We start from the raw sequence: 17,850 nt of genomic DNA, 5'->3' as shown, positions 1-17,850 counted from the left end.
GCAAGCCAGCGGTGCAGTTTCTCAAGCATGGGCGAAAGTCGGATTGACGATGAGAGCGTGGTCAACCGTGCCGTCCAGATAGTCGATCGCGTTCCGGATCGAGGCGATGGCCATGCGTTCGCCGCATTCGGCGGTCAGCCCGGCGATATGGGGCGACAGCACCGCGGTCGGCTGGTCGAACAAGGGTGAAGCATTGGGCGGCTCGTCGTCGAAGACATCCACCCCGGCGGCACCGACCTGACCCGAGGCCAATGCCTCGGCCAGTGCCGCCTCGTCCACCACGCCGCCGCGCGCCGTATTGGCAAGGACGACACCGGGCTTCATCCGTGCGATCTCGTTTGCCCCCAGCACCGGCTTGTCGGCCTTGGGCACATGGATCGAGATGCAATCGGCCCAGGCCAGCCCCTCGTCCAGGTCGGCGATCTCGGCCACCGGACCTTCGGGCCAGCCCTTGCGCGAGAGATAGGGGTCATGGGCGCGGACCGTCATCTCGAACCCGGCGGCCATGCGGGCAAGGCGCTGCCCGGTGCGGCCATAGCCGATGATGAGCAGGTTCTTGCCCGAGATTTCCTGCTGCTCCAGCCGGTTGCGCCAGCCCCATAGCCCGGGCTCGCGCACCGCGCGGTCGGCCAGCAGCACGCGCTTGGCCCCGGCCAGCAATTGCATCATCGCATGTTCGGCGACCGAGATCGAATTCACGTCGCCGACGATGGTCAGGGCAATGCCGCGGGTGTTCAGCGCGTTCAGATCGACGGCATCGTAGCCGACGCCGTGGCGCGAGACGACCTTCAGCCTTTCGGCCAGCGCCACGGTGGCGGCGGACAGCGGCTGGGTGCGGATCACCAGCGCATCGGCCTTGTGGATCAGCGGCGCATAGGAGGGTTCCGAGATTTCCTCGACATAATCCACGGTGATGCCGCGGGCGGGAAGTTCGCGCAGCAAGGCCTCGCCCGCGGGATGCAGCTTTCCGGCAACAAGAAGATGCGGCATCAATAGGCTCCTTTCGTGGCAGAGGCGGGGGCGGAGCCGGTCAGGTCGCGCCAGGACGCGACCGAGGCGCTGGCCGCGCCCGCCAGCAGGCGGGTGTCGCCGCCGACCGTGGTCAGGTCGAACCCCCAGCCGATGGCTTTGGCGGCATATTCCGGCGTGCCGCAATGGATGCAGGCGCGGATGCCGTTCGCCTTGCAGGCGTCCTTGATCCGGTGCAGCAAAGCGACCATCTCGGGCTCTTCGCGGTCGAAGCCGGGGGGCAGGCGGCCTTCCTGGGTGCCCAGCGTCAGGTCCGCCGGGCCGACATAGATCCCGTCAAGGCCCGGCGTCGCCGCGATGGCGTCCAGGTTGTCCATGCCCTGCCGGGTTTCGATCATCGCCAGCGCAAGCACCTGATCGTTCGCCGCCACGCCATAGCCGCCATAGGCGAAGGTGGCGCGGGTCGGGCCGAAGCTGCGCTGGCCATGCGGCGGATAGCGCATGTAGCTGACGAATTCCGCCGCCTCCTCGGCCGAGTTGACCATCGGGCAGATGATGCCCTGCGCGCCGGCGTCCAGCGCCTTCATGATCGCGCCCGGCTCGCGCCAGGGCACGCGGACCATCGGCGTCACGCCGGATGCCCGCATCGCCTGCAACATCGGCAGCACGGCGCTGTAGTCCAGCGCGCCATGCTGGGCGTCGATGGTGATGCTGTCATAGCCCTGCGCCGCCATGATCTCGGCGGTCAGCGGGTTGCCGATGGACAGCCAGCCGTTGATCGCGGGGCGGCCCTCGGCCCAGTGTTGTTTCAGCTTGTTGGTGAACATCGCGTTTCCTCCCCTCAGAACACGATCTGCGCGAGCTTGGTGTCGAGGTAATCCTCGATCCCCTCGATGCCGCCCTCGCGGCCCATGCCGGAATGGTTGGTGCCGCCGAAAGGCGCCTCGGAGGCCGCCAGCGCGAAGCTGTTGATGCCGACCATGCCGGCCTTCAGCCCCGCCGCCATGCGCCGCGCCCGGTCGGGCGAGCGGGTGAAGGCATAGGCGGACAGGCCCATGTCCGATGCGTTGGCGCGGGCGATCACCTCGTCCTCGGTCGAGAAGCGGGTGATGGCGGCGATGGGACCGAAATTCTCCTCGGCAAAGACCTTCATGTCGTCGGTGACATCGGTCAGCACGGTCGGCTCGAAGAAGAAGCCGCTGTTCAGATGCGCCGGGCGCTTGCCGCCATGGGCAAGCGTCGCGCCAGCGCGGACGGCATCGGCGACGATGGATTCGATCTCGGCCAGACGGGCGCCATTGATCAGCGGCCCCATGCCGGTGCCCGGGTCCAGCCCGTCGCCCAGCTTGATCTGCGCCGTGCGCGACACGAAGCCGTCCACGAAGGCGTCGTGCAGGCTGTCATGGACGAAGATCCGGTCGGGGGTGACGCAGACCTGCCCGCAATTGGCGAACTTGGTCGGCACGGTCAGGTCCAGCGCGGTTTCCAGATCGGCGTCGTCATGGATGATCAGCGGCGCATTGCCGCCCAGTTCCATGCTGACCTTCTTCACCGTATCGGCGGCATCGCGGATCATCTGCTGGCCGACGCGGGTCGAGCCGGTCAGGCTGACCTTGCGCACCCGGCTGTCGGCCATGATCGGCGCATAGGTTGCGCCGGTCGAGCCGACGACCAGGTTCACCGCGCCGTCGGGCAGGCCGGCGGCGCGCAGGCAATCGACCATCACCATCGCCACGCCCGGCGTCTGCGAGGACGGGCGCAGCACTACCGGGCAGCCGGCGGCCAGTGCCGGGGCCAGCTTGCGGGCGGGCAGGGCGGCCGGGAAGTTCCAGGCGGTAAAGGCGCCGACGATGCCCACCGGCTCGCGCGTCACCTCGAACCGGCCGCCGGGGACGCGGCTGTCGACGATGCGGCCATAGATGCGGCGCGCTTCCTCGGCAAACCAGCGGAACTGGTCGCAGGCCAGCACCCATTCCCGGCCCGCCTGCGCGATGGGCTTGCCGGTCTCGGCCGAGATCATCCGCGCGGCCTCATCCGCGCGGCGAATCATTTCGTCCGCGGCCTTGTGCAGTGCATCGGCGCGGGCGAAGCCGCCCATCTCGCGCAAGCGGGGCAGGGCGCGGGCGGCGGCATCCAGCGCCGCGCGGGTGTCGTCCGCCGTGGCCATCGGCACGGTCCCCAGCGGTTTCTCGGTAACCGGAGAGACGACCTCTCCGCTGGCAGTGCCGGGGGTCCAGCTACCGTCGATGAACAATCCGAATTGTGTATACATTGGCTTATCCGATTTCCCTGGCTTGGTCCCGCGCCTCTTGGCGACCGAACGAATGCGACCTGGCGGTCAGTTTCGAAGAAACGCGACGCCGATTATTCCTTGGCATGTCGCGAGGACCTGATTTCCAGCCTGCATGAGGGCGCTGCCGCCTCCTCCACGAATGGCGATTCCTGTCATGGCTCCTCCCGACGCTCATTTCGCAATAATCATTGCATCATACTTGCATTGTCAATCATCATTCCGTATCGTCCGGAAAACACCATCCGCAGGAGGAGGCGAGATGCCACGCAAGACCGTGCGCCTGACCATGGCCCAGGCCCTTGTCCGTTACCTTTGCAACCAGTTCACCGAGATCGAGGGCGAGCGCGTTCCGCTGTTCGCAGGCGTCTTCGGCATCTTCGGCCATGGCAACGTGACCTGCCTGTCCGAAGCCTTGGAGCAGGTGCAGGACCAGTTGCCGACCTGGCGCGGCCAGAACGAGCAGAGCATGGCGCTGGCCGCCATCGGCTTCGCCAAGGCCAAGCGTCGCCGCCAGCTGATGGTCGCTGCGACCTCGATCGGGCCGGGGGCGCTGAATATGGTGACGGCGGCGGGCGTCGCCATGGCGAACCGCCTGCCGGTGCTGCTGATCGCGGGCGACACCTTCGCGAATCGCCTGCCCGATCCGGTGTTGCAGCAGGTCGAGCATTTCGGCGACCCGACCATCACCGCGAACGATGCCTTCAAATCGGTCGTGCGCTATTGGGACCGCATCACGCTGCCCGAGCAGTTGATCCAGTCGCTGCCGCAGGCGGTGGCGACCATGCTGGACCCGGCCGATTGCGGCCCGGCCTTCATCGGTCTGGCGCAGGACACGCAGGAACTGGCCTATGACTATCCCGAGGTGTTCTTCGAGCCGCGCGTCTGGTCGATCCCGCGCCCGCGTCCCGACCGCGATGCGGTTGCGGCGGCGGCCGAGCTGCTGAAAACGGCGAAAAAGCCGCTGATCATCTCGGGCGGCGGCGTGCGCTATTCGCTGGCCGAGGACGCCCTGGCCGATTTCGCCGCCAAGCGCGGCATCCCGGTGGTCGAGACCATCGCGGGCAAGGGCGCGCTGACCCATGACCATCCGGTCCATGCCGGACCCATCGGCATCGTCGGCTCGACCTCGGCCAATGCGCTGGCGAAAGAGGCCGACGTGATCCTGGCCATCGGCACCCGGCTGCAGGATTTCACCACCGGCTCCTGGACGGCCTTCGCCGAGGATGCGCGCTTCATCTCGGTCAATGCGGCGCGCTTCGATGCCGTCAAGCATCGGTCACTGGCCGTGGTCGGGGATGCGCTGGAAACCATCGGCGAGTTGGACGCGGCGCTTGGCGAGTACGCGGCCGATGCCGGGCTGATGAAACGCGCCAAGATCCTGTTCGCCGAATGGAACAAGCTGCTGGACGACCATCAGGCGCCGACCAACGAGCTGGTGCCGTCCTATGCGCAGGTCGTGGGCGTGCTGAACAAGGTCGCCGGGCCGAGTGACACGCTGATCGCCGCGGCGGGCGGCACGCCGGGCGAGGTGACCAAGGGCTGGCGGGTCAAGAACCCCAACACCTTCGATTGCGAATTCGGCTTTTCCTGCATGGGCTACGAGATCGCGGCCGGCTGGGGCTGCGCCATGGCGCAGGAAGGGCCGGGCGCGACCGGCGGCACGCCCATCGTCATGCTGGGCGACGGCACCTACATGATGATGAACTCGGACATCTATTCGGCGGCGCTGACCGGGCACAGGATGGTCGTGGTCGTTTGCGACAATGGCGGCTTCGCGGTCATCAACCGGCTGCAGCAGGCCAAGGGCGTGCCGGGCTTCAACAACCTGCTGACCGATTGCCGGGTGCAGAACCGCGACAACCCGCTGCATGTCGATTTCGTGAAACATGCCGAGGCGATGGGCGCCCGCGCCGTCAAGGCCGAAAGCCTGGCCGATCTGGAGGGCGCGATGCAGGACGCGCTGGCCCATGACGGGGTGACGGTGATCTCGATCGTCTCGGATGCCTGGAAATGGGTGCCGGGGGATGCCGACTGGGATGTCGGCGTGCCCGAGATCTCGAATTTCGAAACTGTCCGTGCCGCGCGTGCGGCACAGGAAAAGATCCGCGAAGCGCAGCGTGCAGGTGTATGAGAATGAAAGCGAAACTTGGGATTGCCCCGATCGCGTGGTGGAATGACGATCTGGCGGAACTGTCCGACGACGTCAGCCTGGAGGAATGCCTGCGGCAGGCCTCCGAGGCCGGCTTCACCGGCATGGAGACCGGCCGGCGCTTTCCGATGGACATGGCCGAACTGGGGCCGATCCTCGACCGCTATGGCATCTCGGTCTGCGGCGGCTGGTTCTCGGGCCTCTTGCTGGACGGCGACGTCGAGGCGGAAAAGGACCGCATCGCGCAGCAGATGGAATTCTTCATCGCCGCCGGCGCGCCCTGCATCGTCTATGGCGAGACCGCGCGGTCGATCCAGGGCGTGCCTTCGGCGCCGCTGGCGACCAAGCCGAAGCTGACCGAATCCGAGATGGCCGCCTATGGCCGCAAGATCAGCGATTTCGCCGATTGGTGCGCGGGGCAGGGGATGCCGATCTCCTACCACCACCACATGGCGGCGGCGGTCGAGACCGAGGCGGAGCTCGACCTGCTGATGAAGCATTCCTCGGTGCCGCTGCTGTTCGATGCGGGCCACATGGCCTTTGCCGGCGGCGACGTGCTGCGGGTGGTCGAGAACCACCATGCCCGCATCACCCATGTCCACACCAAGGACATCCGCCGCGCGGTCGTGGACGGGCTGGACCGGACGCGCGAGAGCTTCCTCGATGCGGTGGTGAAGGGGGCCTTCACCGTCCCCGGCGACGGCTCGCTGGACTTCGAGGCCATCGTCAAGGCCCTGGCGGCCAAGGGCTACGAGGGCTGGTTCGTGGTCGAGGCCGAGCAGGATCCGGTGGCAAATCCGCCGCTGGAGATGGCGAAAAAGGGCCACAAGGAGCTGCTGCGCGTCATGGCGGCGGCGGGCTATGAGGTTGAAAGATAAACCCGGTTGGCGGGGCGACGAGTCGTCCCGCCGCGACGGTTCGACCATGCCGGCAACAGGCCTGGAGGCATGATGATGCAGACCATCAAGGGGCCGGGCGTCTTCCTGGCGCAATTCGCGGCCGATGAGGCGCCCTATAACTCGCTGCCCAGCCTGGCGAAATGGGCGGCCGAGAAGGGCTTCAAGGGCGTCCAGATCCCGACCTGGGACACGCGCCTGATCGACATGGCGAAGGCCGCCGAAAGCGATGCCTATTGCGACGAGATCAAGGGGATGCTGGCCGACAACGGCCTTCAGATCACCGAATTCGCCTCGCATATCACCGGGCAGCTGGTGGCGGTGCATCCGGCCCATGACGTCATCATGGACAGCTTCGCGCCCGAGCCTGTGCGCGGCAACCCGGCCGCGCGTCGCGCCTGGGCCGAGGAGCAGCTGCGTTTCGCGGCCCGCGCCTCGCAACGGCTGGGCATCGACCGGCATGTGACCTTCTCGGGCGCGTTGCTGTGGCCTTATCTTTACCCCTATCCGCAATGGCCCGAGGGGCTGGTCGAGGAAGGCTTCACTGAACTGGCGAAACGCTGGATGCCGATCCTGAATGATTTCGACGCGCATGGCGTGGATCTCTGCTACGAGATCCACCCCTGCGAGGATCTGCATGACGGCCATAGCTGGGAATATTTCCTGGAAAGGGTCGGCAACCACCCCCGTGCCAACCTGATGTATGACCCCAGCCATTTCGTGCTGCAGGCGCTGGATTACCTGGCCTTCATCGACCACTACCACGAGCGCATCAAGACCTTCCACGTCAAGGACGCCGAGTTCCGGCCCGATGGCAAGTCCGGCGCCTATGGCGGCTATCAGCCATGGAGCAAGCGCGCCGGCCGCTTCCGTTCGCCCGGCGATGGGCAGGTCGATTTCGGGGCGATCTTCACCAAGCTGACGACCTACGGCTTCGACGGCTGGGCGGTGCTGGAATGGGAATGCTTCGTCAAGAACCCCGAGGACGGCGCCCGCGAGGGCGCGCGCTTCATCGCCGACCACATCATCCGGGTGTCGGACCGCGCCTTCGACGATTTCGTGAAATCCGGCGCCAATCGCCGCGCCAACCGGGCGATGCTCGGACTGGAGGAATGACCATGCTACGTCTTGGAATGGTTGGCGGCGGGCAGGGCGCCTATATCGGCAATATCCATCGCCTCGCCTCGCGGCTGGACGGGCAATGGCAGCTGGTGGCCGGCGCCTTCGACGTCGATCCCCAGCGCGGCCGCGCCTTCGCGATCTCGCAGGGGCTGGACCCGGCCCGCAGCTATGGCACCTATCAGGAACTGATCGCGGGCGAGGCCGGGCGCGCGGATCGCGTCGATGCGGTGGCGATCTGCACGCCGAACTTCACCCATTACCCGATCGCCAAGGCGCTGATCGAGGCAGGCTTCGACGTGATCTGCGAAAAGCCCCTGACCGCGACGCTGGAGGATGCCGTGGCGCTGGAAAAGCTGGCGCGCGAGAGCGGCCGCTTCGTCGGCGTGACCTATACCTATTCCGGCTATCCGATGGTGCACGAGGCCCGCGTCCGCGTCGCCCGTGGCGAGCTCGGCGCGATCCGCACCGTGCAGGTGGAATATCCGCTGGAATGGATGGCGACCGCCATCGAGCAGTCGGGCAATGCCCAGGCCGCTTGGCGCACTGACCCGAAGAAGAACGGGCGGGGCGGCTCCATCGGCGACATCGGCACCCATGCCTATCACCTGGCGGGTTTCGTCACCGGCCTGACGCTGGAAAGCCTGACCGCCGATCTGGCGACCTTTGTCGGTGGCCGGGCGCTGGACGACAACGCCCATGTGATGATGCGCTATCAGGGCGGGGCGCGGGGCTTGCTGTGGTCCTCGCAGGTCGCCATCGGCAATTCCAACGGCGTGCGGCTGCGGGTCTTTGGCGAGAAGGGCTCGCTGCAATGGTTCCAGGAACAGCCGAACGAGCTGGTCTTCACCCCGCTGGACGGCCGCGTGCAGATCATCAAGCGCGGCGCCGGTGACCTGTCCGAGGACGCCAGGCTGCGCATCCGCACGCCGCCCGGCCATCCCGAGGGCTATCTGGAGGCCTTTGCCAACCTCTATGCCGGTTTCGCCGAGGCGATCCGCGCCCGGCGCGAGGGGCGCGCGCCCAGCCTGCTGGGCCAGAACCTGCCGCTGGCCCATGACGGGCTGAAGGGCGTGGCCTTCGTCGAAGCGGTCGTGGACAGCCACGAGGAGGACGGCCAGTCCTGGCTGACGCCGGTGGCGGTCTGATTTGATGCGGGGTGCCCGGCGAGGGGGCGCATGACGGGGGGAGCAGATGAAATCGCTAGACGTTATCACCATCGGCCGTTCATCGGTTGACTTGTATGGCCAGCAGGTCGGCGGGCGGCTGGAGGACATGGGGTCGTTCGCCAAGTATATCGGCGGTTCTCCGACCAATATCGCCTGCGGCACGGCGCGGCTGGGGCTGCGCTCGGCGGTGATCACCCGGGTCGGCGATGAGCATATGGGCCGCTTCATCCGCGAGCAGTTGGCGCGCGAAGGCGTTGATGTGCGCGGGGTCGCGACCGATCGCGAGCGGCTGACGGCGCTGGTGCTCTTGGGCATCCGCGACGAGGACAGCTTCCCGCTGATCTTCTATCGCGAGAACTGCGCCGACATGGCGCTGTCCGAGGCGGATATCGACGAGGGCTTCATCGCCGAGGCGCGCTCGGTGCTGGCGACCGGCACGCATCTGTCGCATCCCCGCACCGAGGCGGCGGTGCTGAAGGCGCTGGAACTGGCGCGCAAGCACGGCGCGAAGACGGCGCTGGACATCGATTACCGGCCGAACCTCTGGGGCCTGGCCGGGCATGGCGCGGGCGAGAGCCGGTTCGTGGAAAGCGCCGCCGTCACCGCCAAGCTGCAATCGACGCTGCATCTCTTCGACCTGATCGTCGGCACCGAGGAGGAGTTCCACATCGCCGGCGGCTCGACCGACACGATCGCGGCGCTGCGCGCGGTGCGCGCGGTCTCGGGCGCCACGCTGGTCTGCAAGCGCGGCGCGGCCGGCGCGGTGGCCTTCGAGGGGGCGATCCCGGACAGCCTCGATGACGGCCAGAGCGGCCCCGGCTTCCCGATCGAGGTGTTCAACGTGCTGGGCGCGGGCGACGGCTTCTTCTCGGGGCTGATGAAGGGCTGGCTGGACGGCGAGGACTGGCCGCGCACGCTGGAATACGCCAATGCCTGCGGCGCCTTCGCCGTCTCGCGCCACGGCTGCACGCCGGCCTATCCGTCGCTGGCGGAGCTGGAGTTCTTCCTGAAGCGCGGCGTGCTGCGGCCGGACCTGCGCAACGACGCCGAGCTTGAGCAAATCCATTGGGCCACGAACCGCCAGGGCCGGATGGGCGGCGACTGGTCGACCATGCGGGTCTTTGCCTTCGACCACCGCCTCCAGTTAGAGGAGATGGAAGGCTACACGCTGGCAAAGGGCGGCGCCTTCAAGGAGCTGTGCCTGCAAGCCGCCTTGAAGGTTGCTGACGGCCAGCCCGGCTATGGCATCCTCTGCGACAACCGCATCGGGCGCCGGGCGCTGCATCGGGCCTCGGGGACGGGGCTGTGGATCGGGCGGCCCTGCGAATGGCCGGGCTCGCGGCCGCTGGACCTGGAGCCGGAGCTTGGTCCCGATTGCGGCGCGCTGGCCGAATGGGCGCGCGAGAACGTGGTCAAGGTGCTGTGCTTCTGCCATCCCGAGGACGATGCCGAGACGCGCGCCGTGCAGGAGGCCACCGTGAAGCGGCTGTTCACGGCGGCCCGCCGCAACGGGCTGGAGTTCCTGCTGGAGATCATTCCATCCAAGGTCGGCCCGGTGGACGAGCAGACCACCGCGACTCTGATCCGACAGTTCTACGCCGCCGGGATCTGGCCCGACTGGTGGAAGCTGGAGCCGATGACGACCGCCGCAGCGTGGCAAAACGCCATCGCCGCCATCAAGGAGCACGACCGCCACACCCGCGGCATCGTGGTTCTGGGCCTCGACGCCCCCGAGGAGGAGCTGCGCGCCAGCTTCCAGGTCGCGGCCGGCTTCGAGTTGGTCAAGGGCTTCGCCGTCGGCCGCACGATCTTCGGCGCGGTGGCGCGGCGCTGGCTGGCGGGCGAGATGGACGATGCGGCGGCGGTCGAGGAAATGGCTGCGCGCTATCGAAACCTGTGCGACATCTGGGACGAGGCGCGCCGGCAGGCGCAACGATCCTGAAAGGTCCGCGCCATGTTCGATCTTGACGACCCATTCTATCGCCCGCTCTGGATCCGGCTGCTGCTGGTTGTCCTGACCCTAGGCTGGGGGCTGTTCGAATTCACCTCCGGCGCGCCCGTCTTCGGCGTGATCTTTGCCGCCATCGGACTGTATGCGGCTTGGCGTTTCTTCGTGACCTTCAAACCGCCCGGAGAGGACAGATGAGCAACCTGCTGCTGAAACCGCCCGCCACGAACGGCAAGATCTTCGATGTGACGCCAAGGTCCGCCGGCTGGAGATATGTCGGCTTCGGCCTTTACCGGCTGCGCCCCGGTCAAACCGTCGCCGAGGATACCGGCGGCAACGAGGTCATCCTGGTGATGGTCGAGGGCAAGGCCGCCTTCCACGCCGCCGGCAGGGATTGGGGCATCCTGGGCGATCGCATGGATGTCTTCGAAAAGACGCCGCCGCACAGCCTCTATGTTCCGAACGGCCAGCGATGGCAGGCCGTGGCCCGGACCGATTGCGTCATCGCGGTCTGCGCCGCCCCCGGACATGGTGGGCACGAGGCGCGGCGCCTCGGCCCCGAGGGGATCGCGCTGACGCAGCGTGGCGAGGGCTCGAACACCCGTTTCATCAACAATATCGCGATGGAGGCCGATCCGGTCGCCGACAGCCTGCTGGTGACCGAGGTCTTTACGCCCGCGGGCAACTGGTCCTCCTATCCCAGCCACCGGCACGACGAGGACGATTTCCCCCGCATCACCTATCTGGAGGAAACCTATTATCACCGGCTGAATCCGCCCGACGGCTTCGGCTTCCAGCGCGTCTATACCGACGACGGCAGCCTGGACGAGACGATGACGGTCCGCGACGGCGATGTCGTCCTGGTTCCGCGCGGGCATCATCCCTGCGGCGTCCCCGTCGGTTTCGAGATGTATTATCTGAACGTCATGGCGGGCCCGCTGCGCAAATGGCGTTTTGTTCCCGCGCCCGAGGTTGCCCATATGTTCTGATGAGCCGGTGGCAACGGCTGCGCTGCGCTTTCCCTGGCGGGGCTTGGTCGGTGGCCGTCGAGGCTCGACGCCGATGAGTTTTGTGTTGACTCAGGTCATGGTCGGCAATATTTTTTGCAGAACGCATTTATTGGCAATTTTTGCAGATGGCAGCGCGAACGCATGCTGCCGCAGAGGCCACAGATGGATGCGATGGAGGGGAGGACCTCGATGAAGGATCTTACGGACGACATCAGCCTGTCTGCATTCCGCCGGCAAGTCGAGGTCGCGACGACAACAGCCACTTGCCCTTCCGCTGCGGCGATCGAAAAAGGCATCCCGATATACGACGGTGCGGGAGCCTCCGAAACGGTCGCCGCTGAGTGGCGGGCGATCCTCGGCGAAGGCGCCGGCGTCTTCGTGGTGAAGCGCGCCTTCAAGGATCTGGGGGCCATCGACGCGGCAAGCGCGGTGTTCCGGGACATCATCGCCGACGAGCGTGGGCCGGGCAAGGCCGCGGGCGATCACTTCGCGGCAGCCGGCGCCAATGACCGCATCTGGAACAGCTTGCAGAAGCTTTGCCTTCGTACCCCCGATGTCTATGCCCGCTACATGGCCAACCCGGTCATCGACATGGCTTGCCGGGCATGGCTGGGGCCGGGCTATCAGCTTGCGACGCAGGTCAACCAGGTGCGTCCGGGCGGCAAGGCGCAGGCGCCGCATCGCGACTATCACCTCGGCTTCATGACGCCCGAGCAGATGGCCGAGTATCCCGAACATATCCATCGCATGGGCCCGGTGATGATCTTGCAGGGCGGTGTCGCGCATTGCGACATGCCGGTGGAAAGCGGCACGACGAAGCTGCTGCCGCATTCGCAGAACTATCTGCCGGGCTATATCGCGGCGACCCGCCCCGAGTTCCGGGACTATTTCGAGGAAAACTGCGTCCAGCTGCCGCTGGAAAAGGGCGATGCGATCTTTTTCAGCCCGGCGCTGTTTCATGCGGCGGGCGAGAACCGCACCGCGGACGTGACCCGGATGGTCAACCTGATCCAGACCGCTTCGGCCTTCGCGCGGCACATGGAGTCGCTCGACCGCGAGGCGATGTCGCTGGCCGTCTATCCGCATCTGGCCGCGCTGTCGCCGGAGGGCCGGCGCGCGGTGATCGCCGCCACGGCGGACGGCTATCCCTTCCCGACCAATCTGGATCGTGACCCGCCGATCGGTGGGCTTGCGCCGCCCAGCCAGCAGGATCTGCTGACGCGCGCCTGCGACGAGGGCTGGGATGCGGATCGGCTGGCAAGCGCGCTGGCCGAACAGTCCGGGCGCCGCAGGGCCTGAAAGGTTCGACCCCGCGCTTTCCCCGGCGGGTATAAACAAGCAGGGGCATAGATGGGAGGAAGGAAATGAGGAAGATCAAGTCTGCACTGGTGGCCGCCGCATTGGCGACGACGGCCCTGGCCGGCGCCGCCCAGGCCGAGGGCGAGCAGTTCGTGTGGATCAGCCACGGTCCGGACAGCGACAGCTGGTTCAACGTCATCAAGAACGCGATCAAGGTCACCAATGACCAGATGGGCGTGACCACCGAATACCGGAACCCGCCGACGGGCGATCTGGCCGACATGGCCCGCATCGTCCAGCAGGCGGCGGCGGCCGGCGTGGACGGGATCATCGTCACCATCGCCGATTTCAACGTGTTGCAGGGCCCGATCTCGGATGCGGTGGCGAAGGGCATCCCGGTCGTGACGGTGAATTCGGGCACGGTCGAGCAAAGCCAGCAGCTCGGGGCGCTGCTGCATGTCGGGCAGCCGGAATACGAGGCCGGTCTGGGTGCGGGCCAGCGGGCGAAGGAAGCGGGCGTGACCTCGTTCGTCTGCGTGAACCATTACATTACCAACCCTGCCTCGGTCGAACGCTGCCGCGGATTTGCCGAGGGCATCGGGGTGGAGCTGGGCAACCAGATGATCGATTCCGGCATCGATCCCTCGGAAATCCAGAACAAGGTCAAGGCCTACCTGACCGCGAACCCGGATACCGGCGCGATTCTGGCGCTGGGCCCGAACTCGGCCGAACCCTCGATTCGCGCGGTCAAGGAGATGGGGCTGGAGGGCGAGATCTATTTCGGCACCTTCGACCTGTCGGCCGATATCGCGGCGGCGATCAAGGATGACACCATCGACTTCGCCATCGACCAGCAGCCGTTCCTGCAAGGCTCGATCCCGATCCAGGTTCTGACGGCCTATGTCCGTTATGGCGTTGCGCCGGCGAATTCGATCTTCACCGGGCCGGGCTTCGTCACCAAGGACAATATCGAACAGGTGGAAGCCCTTTCGGGCGAATTCCGCTGATCGGACCGGGCGGAGGCGCGGTCCGCGCGTCTCCGACCACTTTTCCAGTCGGGCCGGGTGGCCCGCCAGTTATGAGGGCAATCATGACCGACGCCACTCCAAACGCTCCCGCAAAGGACGAGCGAGTCAAGGAGATGTCACCCCTGCGCCGCGCGCTGATCCGCCCCGAACTGGGCGGAATTTGCGGGACCATCCTCGTCTTCGTCCTGTTCGGCATGATCGCCGGGGACAGCGGCATGTTCAACGCCGAAGGCGTGATGAACTGGACCGTCGTCTCGGCCCAGTTCATGGTGATTGCCGTGGGCGCCTGCCTGCTGATGATCTCGGGCGAATTCGATCTTTCCACCGGCTCGATGATCGGCTTCTCGGGCGTGGTGATGGCGATCCTTGCCGTGCATCTCGGCTGGCCGATGTGGGCGGCAATCCTGTTCACCTTCGCGTTCTGCGTCGCGATCGGCGCCCTGAACGGCTTTCTGGTCATCCGCACCGGGCTTCCCAGCTTCATCGTGACGCTGGCCTCGCTGTATATCCTGCGCGGACTGACGATCTGGGGCTCGGTCTATTTCACCCGCCAGACGATCATCGGCGGCGTCGCGGAAAAGGCGCAGGGCGACCCGGTTGCCTGGCTGTTCGGCGGCAAGATCCTGACCGGCCTGTTCCAGTGGATGGGCGATAACGGCTGGATCGGCACCTTCACGCGCGGCAGCCGCGCCGGTCAGCCCATCGTGGACGGCGTGCCGATGCTGGTCGTATGGGCGATTGCCCTTGTCGTCTTCGGGCATTGGCTGCTGACGCGCACCAAGTTCGGCAACTGGATCTTTGCCGCCGGCGGCGAGGCGCAGGCCGCGCGCTATGTCGGCGTGCCGGTCAACCGGGTCAAGATCCTGATGTTCATGTTCTCGGCCTTCTGCGCCTGCGTCTTCGCGGCCTGTCAGGTGATGGAATTCGGCTCGGCCGCTGCCGACCGCGGCCTGCTGAAGGAATTCGAGGCGATCATCTGCGTCGTCATCGGCGGCGCGCTGCTGACCGGCGGCTATGGCTCGGTCATCGGGGCGGCGCTGGGGGCGATCATCTTCGGCGTCGTCCAGCAGGGGCTGTTCTTCGCCAATGCCGAAAGCTCGCTTTTCCGGGTGTTCCTGGGGGTCATCCTGCTCGTGGCGGTGATCATGAACACCTATATCCGCCGCATCATCACGGGAGAACGCTGATGACGACGCCGATCGTGGAAATGAGGAACATCAAGAAGCATTTCGGCCATGTCATCGCCCTGGCCGGGGTGTCCTTCGATGTGCATCCGGGGGAATGCCACTGCCTGCTGGGCGACAATGGCGCGGGGAAATCGACCTTCATCAAGACCATGTCGGGCGTGTTTCGTCCTTCGGAAGGCGAGATGCTGATCGAGGGCAGGCCCGTCACCTTCGCCAGCCCCCGCGACGCGATGGAGGCGGGGATCGCCACGGTCTATCAGGATCTGGCGATGATCCCGCTGATGAGCGTCAGCCGCAATTTCTGGATGGGGCGCGAGCCCGAAAAGGGCATCTTCCCGTTCCGGCGCATGGATTTTCGCAAGGCGGACGACGTCACCACGACCGAGATGGCCAAGATGGGCATCCGGCTGCGGGGACCGGACCAGGCCGTGGGCACGCTTTCGGGCGGCGAGCGCCAGACCGTTGCCATTGCCCGCGCCGTCTATTTCGGCGCCAAGGTGCTGATCCTGGACGAGCCGACCTCGGCCCTTGGGGTGCGCCAGACCGCGAATGTGCTGGGGACCATCGACCGGGTGCGCAAGCAGGGCATCGGGGTGGTCTTCATCACCCATAACGTGCGCCATGCGCTGGCCGTGGGGGACCGCTTTACCGTTCTGAACCGTGGCCAGACCCTGGGCACGGCCGTGCGCGGCGACGTGGATGCGGCGGCGCTTCAGGACATGATGGCGGGCGGACAGGAGCTGATCGAGCTCGAAGCGTCGCTGGGCGGCACGATCTGACCGGGCATTCCCGGGAATGGGCCTGCATGCGATGCCGGAGCGGGGATCCCCTCGCTCCGGCATGGGGCGTTACGCGATTTCCTCGACCTTGACGGCGCGGCCTTCGGCGATCGACTTGAACGCGGCCTCGGCGATGATCAGCGCCTGGCGGCCATCCTCGAAGCCCACTTCGGGCTGGGCCTTGTTCTCGACGGCGGTGACGAAGGCGCCGATCTCGTTGGCAAAGGCTTCCGCATAGCGGTCGATGAAGAAGTGCTGAAGCGGCGCGCCCAGATTGGTGCCCGCCGCGGTATGCACGGTCGCCATGTGGTTGCGCCGGTTTTCCGAGATGGCCATGCCCGCGCCGCCAAAGGCCTCGACGCGCTGGTCGTGGCCATAGGCCGCCTCGCGCGAGTTGTTGATCAGCACCTGCTTGCCCGAAACCGTCCTGAGGATGACGGAAATCGTGTCGTAGTCGCCGCAACGCTCCATGAGCGCAGGGGCAACGAAGCGCGATCCGGTCGCGAAGACCTCGGCGATGTCCTCGCCGGTCTGGAAGCGGGCCATGTCGAAATCGTGGATGGTCATGTCCCGGAAGATGCCGCCGGACGCCTCGATATAGGCATCGGGGGCAATCGCGGGATCGCGCGAGCTGATGATGACCTGGCGCAGGTCGCCCAGCTTGCCCTCGGCGATGGCATTGCGGACCGCGCGATGGCCGGGATCGAACCGCCGCACGAAGCCAAGCATGATCGGAACGTCCGAGCCCGCGATGCGCTGGGCGCAAAGATTGACCCGGTCAAGCGACAGGTCGATCGGCTTTTCGCACAGGATCGGCTTGCCCACCGCCACGGCCGCCTCGATAAGATCGGCATGGGTGGCGGTCGATGTCGCGATCAGGACCGCATCGACTTCCTTCGAGGCCATGATCTCCTCGGCGGAGGCGAAGTTCTTCACCTCCAGCTTCTGGGAAACCTCGTCGGCGGCCGGGGCATGGATGTCATAGACGCCAGCCAGCGCAGCATCGGGATGCGCCGCGATATTGTCCGCGTGCATCCGGCCGATTCGGCCGCAGCCAAGAACGGCGATGTTCAGCATGATAACTCCTCCTGGTTATGTGACTGCAATAAATGTTGCGAACAGAATATTTGTCAATATATGTTTCGTGCAGGTTGGACGCATGCGTCCCTGGCACGGGTGGAGAACAATGAATCGAATCGACGGGAAGATAGCAGTTGTCACGGGCGGCACGCAGGGGCTGGGCGCCGCCATCGCGCGGCTGTTCGCCGCAGCGGGTGCGGCCGGTGTGGCGATCGTGGGGCGGGACCGGCACAAGGGAGAGGCCGTTGCCGACAGCATCACACGGGATACGGGGGTTCCGGTCCTGATGGTGCCGGCGGACCTGTCCAGCATCGACGAGGTTCAGGCGATCATCCCCCAGGTCGACGAGCGCTTCGGTCGTGTCGACATCCTGGTCAATGCCGCCGGTCTGACGGATCGCGGCAACCTGCTGAACACCAGCCCGGAGCTGTTCGACCGCATCTTTGCCGTCAACACCCGGGCGCCGTTCTTCCTGATGCAGGACGCCGTGAAGGTGATGGACCGGGAAGGGGCCGAGGGCCGTATCGTCAACATCGGCTCGACCTCGCAACATGCCGGTCAGCCCTTCATCTCGGCCTATTGTGCCTCGAAGGCGGCGCTTGCGACCTTGACGCGGAATTCGGGCTTCGCGCTGATGCGCAACCGGATTCATGTGAACCAGCTGGATATCGGCTGGATGGCGTCGGACCACGAGAAAAAGCTGCAAGAGGCCGAGTCTGGCGACCCGGAATGGCAGGCGAAGGCCGAGGCGTCCTTGCCCTTCGGGCGGCTGCTCGATCCGGCCGAAGTCGCGCGCGCGGTGCTGTGGATGGCATCCGATGACAGCGGCATGATGACCGGTGCGGTCATCCACTTCGATCAATCGGTCTGGGGCGGCTATGATTCGCAGGCGCCCGGACCGGCGCAGAAGCTGCAACCATAGCG

At 66.3% G+C, this 17,850-nt stretch carries 16 protein-coding genes; 12 read left to right on the top strand and 4 right to left on the bottom strand.

Annotated features, from left to right (window positions below):
• Nucleotides 1-21: 21 nt before the first annotated feature.
• The 3 genes from PARN5_RS0105860 to PARN5_RS0105850 are packed head-to-tail and all read right to left on the bottom strand — an operon-like array spanning nucleotide 22 to nucleotide 3,241.
• Nucleotides 22-990, bottom strand: a complete 969-nt coding sequence (locus tag PARN5_RS0105860) for a hydroxyacid dehydrogenase (protein ID WP_017998843.1) — start codon at nucleotides 988-990, stop codon at nucleotides 22-24.
• Entirely contained in the window at nucleotides 990-1,796 is an 807-nt protein-coding gene (locus tag PARN5_RS0105855) for an aldolase/citrate lyase family protein (protein ID WP_017998842.1), read from the bottom strand. Before PARN5_RS0105855 ends, PARN5_RS0105860 begins: the two co-directional genes overlap by 1 nt.
• Before the next feature lie 14 nt (nucleotides 1,797-1,810).
• Entirely contained in the window at nucleotides 1,811-3,241 is a 1,431-nt protein-coding gene (locus PARN5_RS0105850) for an NAD-dependent succinate-semialdehyde dehydrogenase (protein WP_026155197.1), read from the bottom strand.
• 280 nt (nucleotides 3,242-3,521) lie between these two features.
• Here PARN5_RS0105850 and iolD point away from each other — a divergent pair, with 280 nt between their 5' ends.
• The 11 genes from iolD to PARN5_RS0105795 all read left to right on the top strand — a co-directional run bounded on the left by iolD (nucleotide 3,522) and on the right by PARN5_RS0105795 (nucleotide 15,846).
• Complete coding sequence (gene iolD / locus PARN5_RS0105845; protein ID WP_017998840.1) at nucleotides 3,522-5,393, top strand: 3D-(3,5/4)-trihydroxycyclohexane-1,2-dione acylhydrolase (decyclizing); 1,872 nt, start codon at nucleotides 3,522-3,524, stop codon at nucleotides 5,391-5,393.
• Between the two features lie 2 nt (nucleotides 5,394-5,395).
• Nucleotides 5,396-6,289: a myo-inosose-2 dehydratase gene (gene iolE, locus PARN5_RS0105840; protein ID WP_017998839.1), complete on the top strand. Its 894-nt coding sequence runs from the start codon at nucleotides 5,396-5,398 to the stop codon at nucleotides 6,287-6,289.
• A gap of 75 nt (nucleotides 6,290-6,364) precedes the next feature.
• Complete coding sequence (locus PARN5_RS0105835) at nucleotides 6,365-7,423, top strand: sugar phosphate isomerase/epimerase (RefSeq protein ID WP_026155196.1); 1,059 nt, start codon at nucleotides 6,365-6,367, stop codon at nucleotides 7,421-7,423.
• Between the two features lie 17 nt (nucleotides 7,424-7,440).
• Complete coding sequence (locus PARN5_RS0105830; protein WP_017998837.1) at nucleotides 7,441-8,574, top strand: Gfo/Idh/MocA family oxidoreductase; 1,134 nt, start codon at nucleotides 7,441-7,443, stop codon at nucleotides 8,572-8,574.
• Nucleotides 8,575-8,620: 46 nt separating this feature from the next.
• The gene (gene iolC / locus PARN5_RS0105825) at nucleotides 8,621-10,537 is read left to right on the top strand and encodes a 5-dehydro-2-deoxygluconokinase (RefSeq protein WP_017998836.1); all 1,917 of its coding nucleotides are present in this window, start codon (nucleotides 8,621-8,623) and stop codon (nucleotides 10,535-10,537) included.
• A gap of 12 nt (nucleotides 10,538-10,549) precedes the next feature.
• Complete coding sequence (locus PARN5_RS0105820; RefSeq protein ID WP_017998835.1) at nucleotides 10,550-10,741, top strand: hypothetical protein; 192 nt, start codon at nucleotides 10,550-10,552, stop codon at nucleotides 10,739-10,741.
• The gene (gene iolB / locus PARN5_RS0105815; protein ID WP_017998834.1) at nucleotides 10,738-11,532 is read left to right on the top strand and encodes a 5-deoxy-glucuronate isomerase; all 795 of its coding nucleotides are present in this window, start codon (nucleotides 10,738-10,740) and stop codon (nucleotides 11,530-11,532) included. The genes PARN5_RS0105820 and iolB overlap by 4 nt, the downstream gene beginning before the upstream one ends.
• Nucleotides 11,533-11,742: 210 nt before the next feature.
• Nucleotides 11,743-12,852, top strand: a complete 1,110-nt coding sequence (locus tag PARN5_RS0105810) for a phytanoyl-CoA dioxygenase family protein (protein ID WP_232419306.1) — start codon at nucleotides 11,743-11,745, stop codon at nucleotides 12,850-12,852.
• A 65-nt stretch (nucleotides 12,853-12,917) separates the two neighbouring features.
• Nucleotides 12,918-13,859: a sugar ABC transporter substrate-binding protein gene (locus PARN5_RS0105805; RefSeq protein WP_017998832.1), complete on the top strand. Its 942-nt coding sequence runs from the start codon at nucleotides 12,918-12,920 to the stop codon at nucleotides 13,857-13,859.
• A gap of 83 nt (nucleotides 13,860-13,942) precedes the next feature.
• Nucleotides 13,943-15,067 carry an ABC transporter permease gene (locus PARN5_RS0105800; RefSeq protein WP_026155194.1) on the top strand — a complete coding sequence of 375 codons (1,125 nt, stop codon included), beginning with the start codon at nucleotides 13,943-13,945 and terminating at the stop codon, nucleotides 15,065-15,067.
• Nucleotides 15,067-15,846, top strand: coding sequence for an ATP-binding cassette domain-containing protein (locus tag PARN5_RS0105795; RefSeq protein WP_017998830.1), 780 nt, complete (start codon nucleotides 15,067-15,069; stop codon nucleotides 15,844-15,846). The genes PARN5_RS0105800 and PARN5_RS0105795 overlap by 1 nt, the downstream gene beginning before the upstream one ends.
• Nucleotides 15,847-15,915: 69 nt before the next feature.
• Here the strand turns inward: PARN5_RS0105795 and iolG are convergent, their stop codons facing one another.
• On the bottom strand, nucleotides 15,916-16,923 hold the full coding sequence (iolG, locus tag PARN5_RS0105790) for an inositol 2-dehydrogenase (RefSeq protein WP_017998829.1): 1,008 nt from the start codon (nucleotides 16,921-16,923) through the stop codon (nucleotides 15,916-15,918).
• Here iolG and PARN5_RS0105785 point away from each other — a divergent pair.
• On the top strand, nucleotides 16,913-17,848 hold the full coding sequence (locus tag PARN5_RS0105785) for an SDR family oxidoreductase (protein WP_232419305.1): 936 nt from the start codon (nucleotides 16,913-16,915) through the stop codon (nucleotides 17,846-17,848). The two genes, iolG and PARN5_RS0105785, sit on opposite strands and share 11 nt — an antisense overlap.
• Nucleotides 17,849-17,850 lie beyond the last annotated feature (2 nt).

Origin of the sequence: Paracoccus sp. N5 (genome assembly GCF_000371965.1) — a bacterium.
Classification (GTDB): Bacteria; Pseudomonadota; Alphaproteobacteria; order Rhodobacterales; family Rhodobacteraceae; genus Paracoccus.
This window is presented reverse-complemented; position numbering and strand designations above follow the sequence as displayed.